The sequence below is a fragment of the Fischerella thermalis PCC 7521 genome (genome assembly GCF_000317225.1).
GTDB classification, from domain to species: domain Bacteria; phylum Cyanobacteriota; class Cyanobacteriia; order Cyanobacteriales; family Nostocaceae; genus Fischerella; species Fischerella thermalis.
The window spans coordinates 1-16,598 of the sequence record NZ_AJLL01000078.1 but is presented as its reverse complement, the minus strand read 5'-3'; the positions used below and the strand labels follow the sequence as shown (position 1 = coordinate 16,598).

General features: G+C 40.6%; 16 protein-coding genes, 2 tRNA genes and 1 pseudogene. 12 read left to right on the top strand and 7 right to left on the bottom strand.

Going from position 1 to position 16,598, the window contains the following annotated elements:
* Nucleotides 1-117: 117 nt before the first annotated feature.
* From UYK_RS0116720 to UYK_RS0116690, 6 genes are all read left to right on the top strand, one after another.
* Nucleotides 118-438: a hypothetical protein gene (locus tag UYK_RS0116720; RefSeq protein ID WP_016871804.1), complete on the top strand. Its 321-nt coding sequence runs from the start codon at nt 118-120 to the stop codon at nt 436-438.
* A complete protein-coding gene (locus tag UYK_RS0116715; protein WP_009459127.1) occupies nt 420-788 on the top strand; it encodes a pentapeptide repeat-containing protein in 369 nt (122 codons plus the stop codon). Before UYK_RS0116720 ends, UYK_RS0116715 begins: the two co-directional genes overlap by 19 nt.
* A gap of 278 nt (nt 789-1,066) precedes the next feature.
* Nucleotides 1,067-2,911 carry an aspartate kinase gene (locus tag UYK_RS0116710; RefSeq protein WP_009459126.1) on the top strand — a complete coding sequence of 615 codons (1,845 nt, stop codon included), beginning with the start codon at nt 1,067-1,069 and terminating at the stop codon, nt 2,909-2,911.
* Nucleotides 2,912-3,051: 140 nt separating this feature from the next.
* On the top strand, nt 3,052-3,411 hold the full coding sequence (locus UYK_RS0116705; RefSeq protein WP_009459125.1) for a VOC family protein: 360 nt from the start codon (nt 3,052-3,054) through the stop codon (nt 3,409-3,411).
* A 207-nt stretch (nt 3,412-3,618) separates the two neighbouring features.
* A complete protein-coding gene (locus tag UYK_RS0116700) occupies nt 3,619-4,917 on the top strand; it encodes a recombinase family protein (RefSeq protein WP_026086497.1) in 1,299 nt (432 codons plus the stop codon).
* 716 nt (nt 4,918-5,633) lie between these two features.
* Nucleotides 5,634-6,674, top strand: coding sequence for a hypothetical protein (locus tag UYK_RS0116690; RefSeq protein WP_009459123.1), 1,041 nt, complete (start codon nt 5,634-5,636; stop codon nt 6,672-6,674).
* A gap of 137 nt (nt 6,675-6,811) precedes the next feature.
* Here the strand turns inward: UYK_RS0116690 and UYK_RS25810 are convergent, their stop codons facing one another.
* The 4 genes from UYK_RS25810 to UYK_RS0116675 form a co-directional block, all read right to left on the bottom strand.
* Entirely contained in the window at nt 6,812-6,937 is a 126-nt protein-coding gene (locus UYK_RS25810) for a hypothetical protein (protein ID WP_308412313.1), read from the bottom strand.
* Nucleotides 6,938-7,245: 308 nt separating this feature from the next.
* Nucleotides 7,246-7,317, bottom strand: a tRNA-Thr gene (locus UYK_RS0116685).
* Nucleotides 7,318-7,382: 65 nt separating this feature from the next.
* Nucleotides 7,383-7,465: transfer RNA gene (locus UYK_RS0116680), tRNA-Tyr, on the bottom strand.
* A 218-nt stretch (nt 7,466-7,683) separates the two neighbouring features.
* Nucleotides 7,684-9,501 carry an ABC transporter ATP-binding protein gene (locus tag UYK_RS0116675; RefSeq protein ID WP_009459122.1) on the bottom strand — a complete coding sequence of 606 codons (1,818 nt, stop codon included), beginning with the start codon at nt 9,499-9,501 and terminating at the stop codon, nt 7,684-7,686.
* A gap of 308 nt (nt 9,502-9,809) precedes the next feature.
* On the opposite strand from UYK_RS0116675, the pseudogene UYK_RS26255 reads away from it, so the two are divergent.
* A pseudogene (locus UYK_RS26255) lies at nt 9,810-9,941 on the top strand (DUF2243 domain-containing protein); the annotation flags it as partial.
* On the opposite strand, the gene UYK_RS0116665 reads toward UYK_RS26255, so the two are convergent.
* Entirely contained in the window at nt 9,942-10,679 is a 738-nt protein-coding gene (locus tag UYK_RS0116665; protein WP_016871801.1) for a DUF6816 family protein, read from the bottom strand. It lies immediately after the preceding pseudogene.
* A gap of 770 nt (nt 10,680-11,449) precedes the next feature.
* Between UYK_RS0116665 and UYK_RS0116660 the strand changes: the two genes are divergently transcribed.
* From UYK_RS0116660 to UYK_RS0116640, 5 genes are all read left to right on the top strand, one after another.
* A complete protein-coding gene (locus tag UYK_RS0116660) occupies nt 11,450-12,322 on the top strand; it encodes a DUF4388 domain-containing protein (RefSeq protein WP_009459118.1) in 873 nt (290 codons plus the stop codon).
* A complete protein-coding gene (locus UYK_RS0116655; RefSeq protein ID WP_009459117.1) occupies nt 12,322-12,870 on the top strand; it encodes a GTP-binding protein in 549 nt (182 codons plus the stop codon). The genes UYK_RS0116660 and UYK_RS0116655 overlap by 1 nt, the downstream gene beginning before the upstream one ends.
* Before the next feature lie 187 nt (nt 12,871-13,057).
* Nucleotides 13,058-13,645 (top strand): roadblock/LC7 domain-containing protein, encoded by a 588-nt coding sequence (locus UYK_RS0116650; RefSeq protein ID WP_016871800.1) that lies wholly within the window; start codon nt 13,058-13,060, stop codon nt 13,643-13,645.
* Nucleotides 13,646-13,745: 100 nt separating this feature from the next.
* Nucleotides 13,746-14,210, top strand: a complete 465-nt coding sequence (locus tag UYK_RS0116645; protein ID WP_009459115.1) for a hypothetical protein — start codon at nt 13,746-13,748, stop codon at nt 14,208-14,210.
* Between the two features lie 35 nt (nt 14,211-14,245).
* Nucleotides 14,246-14,800, top strand: coding sequence for a protoglobin domain-containing protein (locus tag UYK_RS0116640; RefSeq protein ID WP_009459114.1), 555 nt, complete (start codon nt 14,246-14,248; stop codon nt 14,798-14,800).
* A 215-nt stretch (nt 14,801-15,015) separates the two neighbouring features.
* Here UYK_RS0116640 and UYK_RS0116635 read toward each other — a convergent pair whose 3' ends face one another.
* Both UYK_RS0116635 and UYK_RS0116630 read right to left on the bottom strand, forming a co-directional pair.
* Nucleotides 15,016-15,426 carry a ChuX/HutX family heme-like substrate-binding protein gene (locus UYK_RS0116635; RefSeq protein WP_009459113.1) on the bottom strand — a complete coding sequence of 137 codons (411 nt, stop codon included), beginning with the start codon at nt 15,424-15,426 and terminating at the stop codon, nt 15,016-15,018.
* A gap of 82 nt (nt 15,427-15,508) precedes the next feature.
* On the bottom strand, nt 15,509-16,462 hold the full coding sequence (locus tag UYK_RS0116630) for a PhoH family protein (protein ID WP_009459112.1): 954 nt from the start codon (nt 16,460-16,462) through the stop codon (nt 15,509-15,511).
* Nucleotides 16,463-16,598 lie beyond the last annotated feature (136 nt).

Here is a 16,598-nt window from a genome sequence, read left to right as displayed (position 1 = left end):
ATTCCCTACCTTTTTATACTAGTACTAATCCAAATGCCAATTCATATCTCACATGCGATCGCCACAACTCATTGGTAGAGTGGTAAATAGAAGCTTAATACTGGATGAGTAAAAATGATGACGCTAGAAGAATTCAAGCAATTAATAGAAAAACAGCAAAAATGTCCCGATTCCTTACCAAAACCCCTACAAGCTTTGTGGTTTGACTATAAAGGTAATTGGGATAGAGCGCATGAAATCGTTCAAAATGCCAATGATCTTGATAGTGCTTGGGTTCATGCATACTTGCATAGAAAAGAAGGTGATTTGAGCAATGCCAGTTACTGGTATAGACGTAGTAGTAAGCCGGAATTTCACGCTGGACTTGATCAAGAATGGGAACAAATTACTTCTGATTTACTGATGAAGGTGAAACAATTATGGATGCCGATGAATTAATACGGCGTTACGCTGCTGGAGAAAGAGATTTTACTGCTGTCAATTTAGCAGGAGCTAAGTTGATAGGAGCAAACCTAGTTGGCATCAATTTGTACGCAGCAGACTTAAGTGGTGCTAACCTGGCTAAAGCTAAACTATGGGGTTCTAATTTAGGTGGAGCAAACCTAGCCAAAGCAAACTTAACCAGAGCTAACCTCAGTGGTGCAAAGTTGATAGAAGCGAATCTACGTGGAGCTAAACTACGATATACCAAACTATTTGGAGCAAATTTAACAGGAGCTTGTTACGACGACAGCACCAAATTTTCCTATGGCTTTAATCCAGAAATTAGAAATATGCGAAAGATGTGATATTTGTAAAGATACGATGAGTGCATATCAGCTAGACTTGCAAAAGCAGATGCTCGAATCCAGTTTCATCTATTTGAGCCACAATCCTTTGCATAACACAAATTAGCTGTGTTTCTCCAGCAACCACAATCAACTATTATCAAAGAAGTTTAAATTTGACATTTTTTGTGTCAGCTAATTCTGATAAGTTGTTAAATTAATATACTTGCAGAGCCTTCCCAACTTACTCATGCAGTGCGGGTGTTGATAAAGCAAGCACAACTCATTTAGTAAAAGTTATGTCGCTCATAGTTCAGAAATTCGGTGGTACATCTGTCGGTTCCGTTGAACGCATTGTCTCTGTTGCACAACGCGTTTCTAAAACTGCAAAAGCAGGAAATTCCATAGTGGTGGTGGTTTCGGCGATGGGCAAAACCACTGATGGACTCGTAAAATTAGCTGCGGAAATCTCTAAAAATCCTTGCCGTCGGGAAATGGATATGTTGCTTTCTACAGGTGAGCAGGTATCTATTGCTCTAGTGAGTATGGCATTGCAAGAGCTAGGACAACCAGCAATTTCTCTGACTGGCGCTCAGGTAGGAATTGTCACCGAAGCTGAACACACCCGCGCTCGGATTTTACATATTCACACAGAAAGGCTCACCAAGCATCTCCAAGAAGGCAAAGTTGTTGTTGTTGCTGGTTTTCAAGGTATTAGCAGAACCGATGCATTAGAAATTACTACCTTAGGAAGAGGCGGTTCAGATACTTCTGCTGTGGCGATCGCAGCAGCTCTAAAGGCAGATTTTTGTGAAATTTATACCGATGTACCAGGAATTCTCACTACCGATCCCCGTCTAGTTCCTGAGGCGCAGTTGATGAGCGAAATCACCTGCGATGAAATGCTAGAACTCGCGAGTTTAGGAGCAAAAGTCTTGCATCCGCGCGCTGTGGAAATTGCCCGTAACTACGGTGTGCCTTTAGTTGTACGTTCTAGTTGGACTGATGATCCCGGTACTTGGGTAACTTCACCCCCAGTCAAAGAGCGATCACTGATCAATTTAGAAATTGCACGTCCGGTAGATAGTGTTGAATCTGATACTGACCAAGCCAAGGTAGCCTTATTACGTGTTCCCGATCGACCAGGTGTAGCAGCACGCCTGTTTGGAGAAATTGCTCGTCAGGATGTAGATGTAGATTTGATTATCCAATCAATTCATGAAGGTAATACAAACGACATCGCTTTTACCGTATTTACACCAATCTTACCAAAAGCCGAAGCCGTAGCTGCTGCCATTGCTCCTGTTCTCCGTAGTCACAAGAGTAGCCCAAATGAAGAAGCTGAGGTGATGGTGCAGCAAAATATTGCTAAAGTCAGTATTGCTGGTGCAGGAATGATCGGACGTCCCGGAGTCGCCGCCAAAATGTTCGCCACCCTAGCAGCAGCAGGCGTGAATATCCAAATGATTTCTACCAGTGAAATTAAAGTCAGCTGCGTAATTGCTGCCCAAGAATGCGATCGCGCCGTCGCCGCCCTGCGGCAAGCATTTGAAATTGCAGAAATCGGGAAATTAGTAGACGATAGAGAGGTGGGGAGAACCGACCCCATCACCCCATCACCCCATCATCCAACTACTCCTCCCGTACGCGGTGTCGCCCTCGATATGAACCAAGCACGTCTAGCGATTCGTCAAGTTCAAGATCGTCCAGGAACAGCAGGAAAACTGTTTGGACTTTTGGCAGACAACAATATCAGTGTGGACATGATCATTCAGTCCCAACGCTGTCATATAGTTAATGGTGTGCCGATGCGCGATATTGCTTTTACTGTGGCGCGCATGGATGCAGAAGCAGCACAGAAAATGTTGCAAGCCAAAGCAGCAGAATATGGTTGGGGTGAAGTAGCCTTAGATCAAGCGATCGCCAAAGTCAGTATCGTTGGTGCTGGCATGGTAGGACAACCAGGCGTTGCTGCAAAAATGTTTGAAGCCCTAGCGCAGCATAATATTAACATTCAAATGATCGCCACTTCAGAAATCAAAATTAGTTGTGTAGTCGCCCAAGAAGAAGGTGTGAAGGCACTACAAGTTATTCATGCAGCATTTGGACTAGCAGGTAGTGAGAAATTTATTGTACCTGCGTAGAGGGGATGGGGGATGGGTGATGGGGAGTGTGTAGACGCGCTTTGCGCGGCTTCCCGTAGGGTGGAGTGTGATATTTCCCTTGTCTCCCTTCCCTTGTTTCCCTTTTCCCCGAGTCCCCCTTGTCTTCCTTGTCCCCCCATATGCAAATTACCCAGTGTGTTCACACAGCCATTCTCGTAACTGACTTAGAACGTTCCGAACATTTTTATGGCACTGTATTGGGATTACCCAAAGTAGAACGCCCGATGAAATTCCCTGGCGCTTGGTATCAAGTTGGCGAGTATCAAATTCACCTGATCGTAGCGCCCAGCGTGCAGGATGAAGCCAAAAATGAAAAATGGGGACGCAATCCCCACGTTGCTTTTTTAGTTTCCGACTTAGATGCCGCTAAACAGCAGCTATTAAATTATAACTGTCTAATACAACCCAGTGCTTCTGGTCGCGCTGCTGTTTTTACCCAAGATCCGGATGGAAATGTGATTGAGTTGAGTCAGGGGTGATGGGGTGTAGACGCGCTCTGCGCGGCTTCCCGTAGGGTAGGAGTGATGGGGAGTGTGAGGGGTGTGTAGACGCGCTTTGCGCGGCTTAAGGTAAGGGTGGGGTGTGAGGAGTAAATAACCAATAACTACTAAACACTAACTACTAACCGATGTACCAGACGTGCGATGGCACGTCTGGTACAACAACCAACAACCAACTCTTATTTGATGAGAATTGTTGCTTACACCTACAGCGATCCTTTACTAGAAACTGCTGCCGATCCTCAGACTTGGGGATGGGATATAGATAGAGTGTATCAAGATTTAGGACAGCGCACGGAGTTACAAAAGTTACTAATTGACTGTCAAAACGATCCGCCTGATTATGTCCTTGTTCGCCGTCTAGACGAATTGGGGGATAATGTTGAGGAAGTGAGCGATCGCCTTTCCCAAATCGAAGCAATAGGAATAACGCTGGTTGCAGTGGAGCAAGGTTACAATTCTGCTGAGAAATCTCCTAATCTTCATGCTAATTTGTTGCGATTGCTACATCAAATTCAAAGACAGCAACATAGTCGCCGTATCCGTCAAGGTCACGCCCGCAACCGTTTAGATGCTGCTCCCCCTCCTGGAAAAGCGCCCTATGGTTATCGTAGAGGTAAAGATAAGTACATTCTTGACCGTAGTACTTCTCCTGTAGTCAAAGATTTTTTTGAACAGTTTCTGCTTTATGGTTCTCTGCGGGGAGCAGTGCGTTATCTCGCAAAAAAATACGGTAAAAAAATTTCTGTCACCACAGGACGTCGCTGGTTGACTAATCCAGTTTACCGTGGCAATACTGCTTATCAAAATGGAGAAATTCTTGCCAATACCCACCCCCCTATCCTTTCTCAGGAAGAAGCAGCGCAAGTTGACAGGCTTTTACGTCGTAACAGTCGTTTACCATCGCGGACTGCGAGTGCGCCGCGTTCTCTAGCAGGGTTGGTTGTCTGTGGCGAATGTCAATCACCTATGGGTGTTGCTCGCGTTACTATTCGCAACCAAGACAAAGAGTATCTCTATTTACGTCCAATTAGCTGTATAAAACAGCCTAAGTGTCGGGCTATTCCTTATCAAGAAGTATTAGATCATACTATTCAAGTTGTTTGTCGGGATTTACCTACAGCGGTGGACAACATGAATTCTCCTCAATTGGATGCAGTTAAGGATAGCTTAGGAGATGCGATCGCTCGTCAGCAAGAAATACTCACACAATTACCAGCTTTAGTCGAAACTGGGTTACTAGATGCAGAAACAGCCAAATTCAGAGCATACAAACTCCGCACAGAAATATCTACACTGCAAGCAAAGTTAGCGACTTTACCACCAGTAAACTTGCGTTCTGTTGCAGTAGCAGTTTCCATCCCTCAATTTTGGTTGGATTTATCCGAAGCAGAACGACGATTTTATTTTCGCGAATTCATTCGTCAAGTAAAAATTATTCGTCAACCACAAAAGTGGGACTTACAAGTAATTTTTATTTTTTGAGTGTTGATTTTTATCCCACATTCCCCAGGAAGTTCAAAAATATCGGGTAATTTTAGAATTATTGTAGGGCAAGATTTTCAGGTGTTTATTTGGCCAGGCGATCGCAATTCAAAAATCCAACATCAAACAGAAACTTAATTGAGGTCAAAGGTAGTAAGGAATACTTTTTTAATAAAAGTCAGGGATCTGGGTGTTTCGATTTTTAACATCAAATAGGACTGCTATATTATAAGAAATAACTTCTTGTTTTTATATAACTATAAGCTAATTAAATTAAAATATTTAAATAAAAACTTAATAACGTATGATAATGTTCTTTTAACAAGAACTAACTTTTATTAGCAGAGAAGCCAATGATCAGTCAATTCAAGAACTTTTTTGTCTTTTCAAAGACACTTAAATAGCTAGTTATTAGGTTCTATGTCATTAAATTATAACATGAGTTTTGCCAAGCGGAATTTGCGAAACTAATGAATTTTTCATACAGGTTAATATATAGCCATTGGAAAATTATTTCATTTCCAATAAGAGTTTTGTTATCCAAGGTGCAAGCTGCGATCGCTAATTAATTAAATTAGCATCCCGAGGTCAAAAACTTATAGAAAGACCAGTAATTTCCATTTCTAATTCCGAATTCTTGAATTTCGGAACCTGCCAAAATAGCTTGACAAATCTATGAGGCAGTAATTGACTCTCTGTGCTTGAATCCACTGATTATGATACGCATATTTACAACAACATTAGTTACTTTAGTCCTGCTAAGTGCTGAGGTATCGCCTGCTTGGTCAAAAATTGCATCTAATGCAACCATAGCCCTAAATTCTGTCACCCATATGGATGCAAAGCTGTCTCAGGCTGTGGGACAAAATATCACCTGTGAAGGACAATTAAATATTGCAGATATCAGTTGGAAACAAGGACAAACCCTGATAAATTTTGAGAGTAAACCTCCGGGTAAAAAACACCTGAATGATGCACCAGCTACATGGGTAAGTAATAAAGATGGCAGTATTTCTTACATCTCAGGAGGAGAAACGACAACGACAGTAACGTTTTTCTCTGATGGTAAATGTTCCCTACATGTCAAAAGCACAAATGGAAGCGTGACAATGGAGGAAAAAGGACAGAAAGTCACCACCGGACAAAATGATATTATCTGTGATGGACAGCGCTATACTGCATACATACAGTGGCAGCAAGGACAACCCTACATGACTTTGCAGGGTCAGCCTCCAAACACAAAAAACTTGCAAAATTCCCTAGCTACGCGGTTAAGCAATATTGATGGTAGTATCTCATATAAATCAGAGGGTGAAACTGTAACTACTGTGAGATTTTTTTCTGATGGTAGATGCACTCTCAAGCTGGTAAATTCTCGTGGTGGCGTGATTCAGCAGACAGGACAAATTCTTGCCACAACTCAGCCAAATAATGCTGAAGCCAACGAAGAAACCTTGCTAGCATTTCAAACCAATACTCAAACCGTCAGAGTCTTCCGTCGCAATGGACAACTATTGATGAACCTCTACAATAAACAGAACCCTAGTTTGAGTGTTTATAATATTCCCACACAGATAGCTCCCAAGAGAAGTTCTGATGATAATTGGACAAGCTATCTAGGTAAAGGAAATTTCGATTATTACGCCCGATTTAATCCTAATGGTGCTACAGAAATCGAACTTCGTACTCAAGATACTGTTGTGCAGCGAGAAGATGGATATAGTGCTACTGGTATTGCCTATAGTTCCACTCAATGATCAGCTACAACGGTTTTATTTGTTCTAAAAAATTAGAATCTAGATACTTTTTTTCAATCATCTCCACAGAATTATCACACCACTTTGCAACTACAGCAGTAGGAACACCCTTAGCAATTTGTTCAGAAATAAAAGTATCACGGCATGAGTAAGATGTTCAGTTTTTCAGTAGCTACCAAGCTATTACTGCTAACTATTTGTGCAGCTACTTTGTGTTGCCAATTTTGTCTTTGATTGGCGACTTTGTTCTGAAGTTTACTTATTTGCTTTCTAACTTTCCTCCAACGCTTAGAGGCTTTAATCTTCTTTTTGAAATAAAGTTCTCTAGGTAATCTAATCCTTAAGCGATCGCGGAAAGATTCAATACCTAATGAACCTCTGGTAGCTTTGTGTGTTACGTCTATGTGAAATTATGACTATTTTAAGGTGCACTCTATGATAGTCAAATGATAGTCAAAAGACAAGACTGATATTCAAAAATAGTCATAATTAATAGCATCCCTTTCATATATAAAAACTGAAACCCTTGCTATTCAAGAGTTTCAGGTAAAAGATTATAGTAAAAGTAAAAAGCCCGTGACGAGGATTGAACTCGTGACCTCACCCTTACCAAGGGTGTGCTCTACCACTGAGCTACACGGGCAAAAACTATGTAACTAAAAATGTAAAACTAAAATATTTAATTTTACATTTTCAATTTTTGAGAGGTGGGCCGGGCTGGATTTGAACCAGCGTAGGCGCTAGCCAACGGATTTACAGTCCGTCTCCATTAACCACTCGGACACCGACCCGTGAGACCCACGATTAAAAATATTAGCACAAGCTTTTAGAATTTCCAAGATTTTTTTCAAAAAAATTAGGTTGGTCAATTGTCGAAAAAAAGGTGGGGAGATGGGGAGGTGAGGAGTGTGAGGAGTGTGAGGAGTATTAAAACAACTAACAACCACCAACTACCAACCACCAACCACCAACAACCAACCACCAACAACCAACCACCAACTACTAACCACTAACTCAGTAATTCACCGGTCTCTTGCAGTGCGTGTAAACGATGGTAAATACCACCATGACGCAGAAGTTCTTCGTGATTACCGACTTCTATGATTTTGCCTTGATCTAAAACCACAATCTGATCTGCTTCCCGGACTGTACTCAGGCGGTGAGCAATCACAATCGTAGTACGAGTTCCTTGGAGCGATCGCATCGCCAATTGAATCGAACGTTCCGACTCATAATCTAAGCTAGAAGTAGCTTCGTCAAAAATCAACACATCTGGTTCTACTATTAACGCCCTAGCAATTCCTAAGCGTTGTCTTTGTCCACCAGATAACCTCACACCTCTTTCCCCTACAACAGTGTAATAACCTTGGGGTAGATGCTGGATGACTTCATCAAGTCTGGCAATTCTACAGGCTTCTTCAACTTGGTCAAAGCTGACATCTGGTCTACCATACTTGAGATTATCCAAAATAGTTCCGTTAAAAACATCTACTTCTTGGTGAACAATTGCTAATCTCCGGCGATAATTCCCCACATCTAGAGTGCGAATATCTTGACCATCAATCAGAATTTGACCTTGATTCGGTTCAAAATAGCGCAATAGTAATTTCACCAAAGTAGATTTACCCGAACCAGACCTTCCTACCAATGCCACTGTTTGATATGGTTCAATCAAGAGATTGATGTCTTGTAAAACTGGACGCTGAGGTTCGTAGCCAAAACTAACGTGGGAAAACTCTACTTTTCCCGTAAATTGATAAACAGAATCTGGCTGTCCTTTTTCCAAAAGACCAACCGCATCAACTCCTGATGGTTCTTGTAGAAACTCATGAAACCGCACCATAGAACTGTAGCGACGGGCAAAAATTTCCGCTAACACGCTAATTGGTTCGAGTTCCGCATAAGCCATGCTGGAAAGAGTTAGAGTCATGATAAAGTGACCAAGAGAAATCCTACCAGCTACAGTTTCTACTAGCGTCAAACCTAAGATTGTGAACACACAAAACTGAATCACAGTTCTTTGCCACGTATTCAGCCTCACGTAACCTTTGTGAATACGATAATCCACAACAGTTAATTCACGTTCTAAACGGACTTTTTGCCGTTCTAATTCTTTTGCTTCTGTGGCAAATGCTTTTACTGTTTTAATGTTACTGATAATTTCCGAAGTCCGACTTTCCGTTCCTTCAGAGTATTTATCCAAGCGGTTATCATGCCAAACTAGGCGCTTTAACTTTCTCAAGGTAAAACCAAGAATAACCACAAAGGAAATTAAATACAAAATCGCGATTCGCCACTCCACAAACCAGATAAATACAAAAATTCCTAACACCCTAAACAGCTTCGGAATCATCTGTCCGGCGATTTCGGGATAAGTCCAAGTGTGGTTAGCGACACCTCTAGCTACTCGTCCAGCAATACGTCCGGGGTTATTTTCGTCATAAAATTCCAAGGGTAAAGTGAGAATCTTTTCAATCGCTTTTTGATGTTGATCTCGACGCGCCCTTAAGGCAATATCCCAATGAAACCAATTAGCTAACCAAGGTTGTGTCGGCGCTCTCACCACGGTCACAAGAAAAATTAAACCCAGCAATACACCCAAAGATAGAAGTTGATTGACTGGGTAATTGATAGCGTTTGCAACTGTGGCGATCGCTGCTGTCAGCGGCTTATCTAACGGTTGATGAGACAACACATTTAAAATTTGCCCGATCGCATAGGGTACGACCAAATCGATAATCTCGTAAACGCTGGTAGCTGCAATACTGAAAATACTCAGCCCCCAGTAAGGACGAAAGTAATTGAGAATATCTCTAAAGTTAGCCATGATGCACACTGTCCAAGAGCATGAGCCTTTAGCTCCGGAAGTTTATACTACATACATATTACATTGTAGTCAAGAGGCAAATTATCAAATTATCACCCCAAACGAACGCACAAAAAGGGATGTTCGGTAGGACAGGGTGAGATAGCCCTTTTAAGTTAAATTTATCTATTTTTCTTGGTGTCTTAGTGTCTTGGTGGTGAAAAAATCATTTTATTAACCACCAAGACACCAAGACACGAAGGTAAAAAACTTAAATCATTTCTCCAGGCAGAAGATCGCGCTTCAAAACGTTTTATATTTTGGTAAAACTCGGTATTCATCATGTGAAACCAGGGGTGCATCAATTAGCCTGGGATTTGGGATTTTTAGGTAGCTGTGTGTTGCTAATTGTGGTTGGTTGGATAATGTTACAAGGCTTACCACAAACAATTGACAAGTAACTATCGAAAAAATTCCAAGCGATATCTATATAAAGCAACTGGACGAGAACCTGCTTTAAAATAATCTGGATCTTGTGGTGAAAGGTAAACAGCAGTGACTTGATCACCTTCTATGGCTGGGTTGGAAGTAGATAATTTGCGGTAAGCGGTGGTAGATTCTACAGAGTTGAAATAGGGACGTCCACCACCTTTAAATATTTGTTGAAAAACTTCGGTTGTTATAAACCTACCATCGGATGTTGTTTCTGTGGCGCGTGCAGAAACAATTGAAACTAGCTGACGTTCATGACGTAAAAATGTTATCTGACGATTGGGTGAATCTGGATCTACTTTGACGGAGATTACGGCTGTATCGCCTAAATAAGCCCGTGCCAAATTTAACCCGTTAAATGCTCTATCTGCTACTACTGCTGATTTAGTATCAGCAACAGGTGTGCTTTCTCGTAGAAATCTTACTTGAAACCTCAGAGGCTGATTCAGATACTGACGATTACCCTCAAACCCAGGAGTGACAATATCAGGAGCTAAAGGTGCAACCATATCTACAAGGGTGCTAACCAGTTGCCAATCACCCGCCATCCAGTCAGGATATATTAAATCTCCCACAGCAGGTTTTGTGGAAGTAATTTTTTCCCACACAGGGAAACTATCTAAACGTTTAGCTAACTCTCCCGCTTTTGCATCTCCACTCCACAGCAAGAATAAAAAAATCAAGCAAAAACCCCAGATTTTTCTCATGTTAACTATCAACACTATAATTTGCAAAATGTAAATTTTTCTGGATTAAAAGCTCATCTAATTAGAAATTATGTTGCAATTTCGTTACTAAATTTAGCTATCAAATCAATAAACTCAATAAAAACATTACCTGATTACAAAAATACTGAAGAGTGTTTAGTCTTCAAAGTCTATTTTTCTGCTTAGAGAAGCTGATTTGGCTAGACATGTGTGTTTTCCACATATTTTGTCTAAAATTCATCTAAATTGATGCTTTTTGCTTGATACTAGTATCCATGAAGAGCTTGAGAATTAGAATCAGGTAAGTTTAAAGTTTTAATTTATACTTGTAAATAAACGATTTTAGTGTTATTACTGAAGCTACATCAATAATAAATAGTTTAATTAGTAAAATTACTCATTCTAATAAGCGAATTCTATATTTATGCTTCTGAATGATGTGACAATAAAAATGTAAATAATTTTGCAAAATAGCAATCTACCTTGATTGTTACTAAAAAGTTGTTAGAGTAAGATGTCAATTGAGAACTGGGAAATTAACATTATTAGCCTACAGTGCTGAGTTGGAGTTTATAACTTAAATTACCAATTATGAACTCTTAAATCTAATTTGTTTTGGTCATTGCTTTAATCTCTAAACAAAATAATTAGCTCAAGTTTGTAGGTGTTTATCATTGTTGAATAGTAGTCAGTTAAAACCGACAGGGTATTCAGTTATTTATTAGGGTGTAATCTTTCATAAATTACTTTATTTATGTTTGGATGAACTAATGAACCTATCTAGTTCCTTCACTGACTTTTCTTTGGCTGAGTTATTTCAAATAATTGACAAAGGCAGAAAATCTGGGTGTTTAAGTGTATGTACTTTACCAGATATTCATACTCCTGAATCAAAATCACAATACTATTACATCTGGTTTAAACAGGGACGTGTAGTTGCAGCAGCAAACCGCCTAAATGGTCAGGGTTTAGTCTACAAAATTGCTCAAAGAAAGTGGTTAAATCAGTCACTTATAGAACAATATCGACAAACATTTTCCACGGACAAGCCCCTTGGTTTATATCTAAAAGCACAAGGATTACTGAATACTGAGCAATTAAATTTATTATTTGCGAGTCAACTCCATCAGGTGCGACAGTTATTTGAAATTCAAAAAGGTGTGTTTAAACTCGATAGCAAAGCACCTTTACCCGCTCAAGAAATGACAGGTTTAAGTCTAAGGGCTACAGAAGTGGCTCTCATGGCTTTAAGAACAATAAAGAACTGGAAAATATTAGCTGATGCACTTCCAGATGCGAGTTCTGCTATACGCAGTATTGCTCCAGGTAAACCACAAATTCATTTACATGCTTTGGAGTGGCAAGTGTGGGAATTCGCTAATGGTAGTGTTGCTTTAAGTGCGATCGCATCTCAAATTAATCAACCAATAGCTTTAGTTCAGCAAGCAGCTTTTCGGTTAATTTTAGCTTGTTTAGTAGAAGAAGTTCCCTTGATGGCATCAACACCAGAACTGAGTGATTATCCTGTAGATTTAAACTTAGTTAATTCCTTGGAATCACGACAGTCTCCAGTCATGGAAACAATCAAGATCAGTACTTTATTTTTACAAAATCTAGTTGGCTTTTTGAGGAGTAATAATTGATGGAAATCCTACGCATTGTAGTCACTGGAGGCGTAGGTGCAGGTAAAACAAGCTTTATTCGTACCATCAGTGAAATCGAAACGGTAGATACCGATAGAAAAGCAACTGATGAAATCGCACTCCTGAAAGAAAAAACTACAGTTGCATTAGATTTTGGGCGATTGACTATTGCACCCAACCAATCACTACATCTTTATGGCACACCTGGACAAGTACGCTTTGATTTTATGTGGGACATCTTAATTCAAAAAGCCCATGCCTACATTTTGCTAATCGATGCACACCGTCCAGAACATCTGCGCTATAGTCGAAAAATTCTTCAGTTTATGAAGCATCGGGTACAAATACCATGTTTAATAGGGTTAACTCATACTGATTGCCCTGAAGCTTGGCCGATGGAAGATATAGCCTTAACTTTAGGGTTACTGGATGAAAATAACAGATTACCGATAATATCTGTTAATCCTACGGAAGCTGCTTCTGTAAAAAAAAGTTTAATTGCCTTGCTGGAAGAATTTGCCAAATATTACCAGTATTCTACGGAATAACAAGTTTGATGTTTGTAACAAACTTCTAAACAAAATGTAAAAGATAAAACAAGTAACAATTTTTTATCCTGTTATCGGGAATTTTCCTTGTTACTTATATTTGAGTTGTCTCAATTCTTGGAGTCAGCTATTGGCCGCAGATGATGCGATCGCCATCACGCTATTCATAGTCTGCTGTTTAACCGCTATGCTTCTGGGCTACTTACTAAAACTACTCACCAGGGGATTTCAAGCAAAATCCTCTGTGTCGCCAGAATCACACTTGTTAACAAAAGCACATTTACCAGAATCAACAATTGCGGAAAATACAGCACACTCGTTACCAGTGGTAACGGTAGACTCTGTGTTCACTACAACTACCCAGAAGACTCATACATTTGTATTAAATATTGTGGAGGACAAATTCATGATTAACGTCTCAATGTTGCAAGACGAACTGCAAAACTTTGTGTCTGGAACCTCTGATGTTCAAGGTGCGGCTTTAGTAAGTCCAGATGGCTTGGCTTTGGCTTCTGTGTTACCAGGTGGAATGGATGAAGAACGAACTGCTGCTATGTCTGCATCTATGCTGTCCTTGGGTGAACGGATTGGTCGTGAACTAGTTCGTGGGAATGTAGAACGTATTGTTGTGGAAGGAGAAAAAGGCTACGGCGTCCTAGTTGCTTGTGGGAGTGATGCAGTTTTATTAGTACTTGCTGGTGCAGGAGTCAAACAAGGCTTACTGTTTCTAGAAGTCAAACGTGCTGTGGCAAGAATTTCCCCTCTGTTAGCCTGACTAAAAACACAAAACAATCCATACACAAGTGTTTGGATTACCGATTTTATATCTTAAGATTCCTATCTCAAATTGCATTGAATTTACAGGAGCATCACAGATGTTACGTCCTATCTTAGGGGATTTTAGCAGTATTATCTGTTTCAAGGCAGCAATTACAGGTATGGAAGAGGCTTTGGGCGAAAAAGCAACTGCGATCGCTTTAACTGCGGCAGGTCGTTATCGTGGCAAAACCTTAGCTCAAGAATTAGACCTAGCAAACTCGTCGATGTCCTTAGAGGAACTAGCCGACAAACTCGATCATGGTTTCGGTAAAGATGGCACTCGTCTGTGTATAGTCGAGAAAATTGTCCAAGAAGATAATGAGGTAATCAAGGTACATACATCAGAAACCTTATGTTCTGCTGATGAACCCCAAGGTTCACAGCGTAAATGTACTTATACCCTTGGTGCTATTTGGGGTGTACTAGAAGAAACTTTTAATCAACGCCTGCAAGGCAAGCATACTGAATCTATATTGCGTGGTGGCAATTATGATGTATTTGAGTTTACCAAATTATCATAATTTAGTTGTTTAGTTATTACAAGGAGAAGTTGATAATGCCTTTAGAAACACTCGCCTTTTTGTCTACCCTAGAACAGCGTGTAGGCTTAACAGATGAGAACAAAGCCACACTGAAGTCCCAAGCCGACTGGGGTTTACAAATTGCTCCCGAAATGGCTGACCATTTTTATGCCTACCTGGGGCGTGATGCGGAAATGAGTGCAATTTTGCATGATGGAAACGGGCGTATTCATCGGTTGCGTGAAACCTTTATTCAATGGTTTCACGAAATGTTTACAGGTATGGATGACTGGGGTCAAGCTTATGCCGATCGCCGTTGGAAAATCGGTTTAGTTCACGTCCGTATAGGAATTGGACCTCAACACGTTGTTCCAGCAATGGCGACAGTAATTCACGAAGTAGAAAAGCGCATACAAGTTGATGGTCAAAACCAAGCCCTCAAAGAAGCCCTTAGCCGCATCTGCATGATTGATTTAGCATTTATTGAGCAAGCTTATGTAGAGGTATCATCAGATGCTGTTCTCAGAGAAACTGGTTGGACTCAAGGTTTGTTTAGGCGTTTAATTGCCACTGGCGCGCGCTCTATGTAGACAAATACCTTGTTATCTGATCGGGTTAACTATTGATTAGTGGTTTGCAAAAACTCCTACCTGTGTTTAGCACAAATAAGTTACAGGGCGCATTCTCCACATACCCTGCACTACCATAAATTCAACTTAATTTTTTGTTGGGCTGCTGACAATGGCTCGATCTTTGCTTGCACTTCCTCTACAAACAACAAACAACTATCAACAAACAACAACTATTAACTAATCTCTGACAAGGGTGCAGGCTGCCAAACTTCTCCATACTTTTCCCGGAGAGTGTGCCAAGCCTCTACTTGTCCCGGTTCATACTCACCCGGCTTACCCCATTGTAAAAATAGACTCAAAGCAGGTTCCTGTTTATCGTCGATAAATCTGATTGCATAGGTGGTGAAATTACCCCGCTTCGCTTCACCCGTTTCAAATTTCACTTGAGTAATTTTGTCCATGTTTAAGTGAAATTCAAAACCTTCTGTATGCATATTTGCGTATTTACCCTTAGGTAGCTCTGCATAAAACAACTTTTCAATTTTGCCCCGCGCTTCCAAGACTGCGGCGCTGCTAGTGACAATTAAACGCAAAGTTCCCAAAGTTTCACAAGCTTCCAAAAATTCTTTTAATGTATTTTTCATTTGTCCTTTTTCCTTGTTGATTGTTGATTGTTGATTGTTGGTTGTTATTTTTTCTAAACAACAACCAACTACCAACTAATCACTACTTTTCATACTGTTCGTATGCATTCACAATACGTTGAACTAGGGCATGACGCACAACATCTTTTTGGCTAAATTCACAAAAAGCAATTCCTTCCACGTGCCTCAAAATCTTGATTGCCATTGTCAACCCAGATTCTTGATGTAATGGTAAATCGACTTGTGTTATGTCACCTGTAATGACCATACGGGAGTTAAAACCCAAGCGAGTCAACACCATTTTCATCTGGGAAGTTGTAGTATTTTGGGCTTCATCCACAATCACAAAGGCATTATTGAGTGTGCGCCCCCGCATGTAAGCTAAAGGAGCAACTTCAATTACACCTCTTTCCATCAATGATGGTACCTTTTCTGGATCGATAAATTCATTGATGGCATCGTAAAGTGGACGCAGATAGGGATTGACTTTTTGTTGCAAGTCTCCTGGCAAAAAACCAAGTTTTTCACCTGCTTCAACAGCAGGGCGAGTGAGAATTAGCTTTTCATACTGATTAGCCAGAAGCGCTTGTACTGCTACAACTACCGCCAGGAAGGTCTTACCTGTACCAGCCGGTCCGGTACAGAAAATCATGTCGTGCTTATGTAGGGCTTGGATATATTGTTTTTGCCGAAAAGTTTTAGCGCGGACTTCTTCGCCTCGACGAGTTTTAGCCAGGACATCCTTTTGCAAGTCTCGCAGTTCATCTTCTCTATGGGTGTCCAAAGCTTGACGAGCAGTGAGAATATCAGCACTAGAAACAATATTACCTTTGCTCCACAAATATTCGAGCGATCGCACTAATCGAGAAGCTAAATCAACTTGTTTGTCTGTTCCAGAAATATGTAGTTCCTGTCCTCGCAGCACCAGCCTGGCCCCTGTTTGCTTAGACAGAGTTTTGAGATTTTCTTCTCCTTGTCCAGCCAGAGTGATTGCACTTGCGATATTCGGCAGTTCAATTGTTAAGGCATCTGCCATAGTTTTAATGTATTACCAATAGCTTATATTTGCAGAAATTATTGTTCTAATAAGTATCATGTCCACTGAAACACTTATTTTATGCGTCGGCGTCGGTAATGGGTACTCTCTGTCCTCTGATTTGAAAGTACCACCC

Bases quoted from the DNA above. Each gene is read 5' to 3' on its own strand.
- UYK_RS0116675 (WP_009459122.1), bottom strand. From the start codon at position 9,501: ATGGCTAACTTTAGAGATATTCTCAATTACTTTCGTCCTTACTGGGGG.
- UYK_RS0116705 (WP_009459125.1), top strand. From the start codon at position 3,052: ATGCAAATTACCCAGTGTGTTCACACAGCCATTCTCGTAACTGACTTA.
- UYK_RS0116690 (WP_009459123.1), top strand. From the start codon at position 5,634: ATGATACGCATATTTACAACAACATTAGTTACTTTAGTCCTGCTAAGT.
- UYK_RS0116630 (WP_009459112.1), bottom strand. From the start codon at position 16,462: ATGGCAGATGCCTTAACAATTGAACTGCCGAATATCGCAAGTGCAATC.
- UYK_RS0116660 (WP_009459118.1), top strand. From the start codon at position 11,450: ATGAACCTATCTAGTTCCTTCACTGACTTTTCTTTGGCTGAGTTATTT.
- UYK_RS0116715 (WP_009459127.1), top strand. From the start codon at position 420: ATGGATGCCGATGAATTAATACGGCGTTACGCTGCTGGAGAAAGAGAT.
- UYK_RS0116655 (WP_009459117.1), top strand. From the start codon at position 12,322: ATGGAAATCCTACGCATTGTAGTCACTGGAGGCGTAGGTGCAGGTAAA.
- UYK_RS0116720 (WP_016871804.1), top strand. From the start codon at position 118: ATGACGCTAGAAGAATTCAAGCAATTAATAGAAAAACAGCAAAAATGT.
- UYK_RS0116640 (WP_009459114.1), top strand. From the start codon at position 14,246: ATGCCTTTAGAAACACTCGCCTTTTTGTCTACCCTAGAACAGCGTGTA.
- UYK_RS0116645 (WP_009459115.1), top strand. From the start codon at position 13,746: ATGTTACGTCCTATCTTAGGGGATTTTAGCAGTATTATCTGTTTCAAG.
- UYK_RS0116635 (WP_009459113.1), bottom strand. From the start codon at position 15,426: ATGAAAAATACATTAAAAGAATTTTTGGAAGCTTGTGAAACTTTGGGA.
- UYK_RS0116700 (WP_026086497.1), top strand. From the start codon at position 3,619: ATGAGAATTGTTGCTTACACCTACAGCGATCCTTTACTAGAAACTGCT.
- UYK_RS0116650 (WP_016871800.1), top strand. From the start codon at position 13,058: ATGCTTCTGGGCTACTTACTAAAACTACTCACCAGGGGATTTCAAGCA.
- UYK_RS0116710 (WP_009459126.1), top strand. From the start codon at position 1,067: ATGTCGCTCATAGTTCAGAAATTCGGTGGTACATCTGTCGGTTCCGTT.
- UYK_RS0116665 (WP_016871801.1), bottom strand. From the start codon at position 10,679: ATGAGAAAAATCTGGGGTTTTTGCTTGATTTTTTTATTCTTGCTGTGG.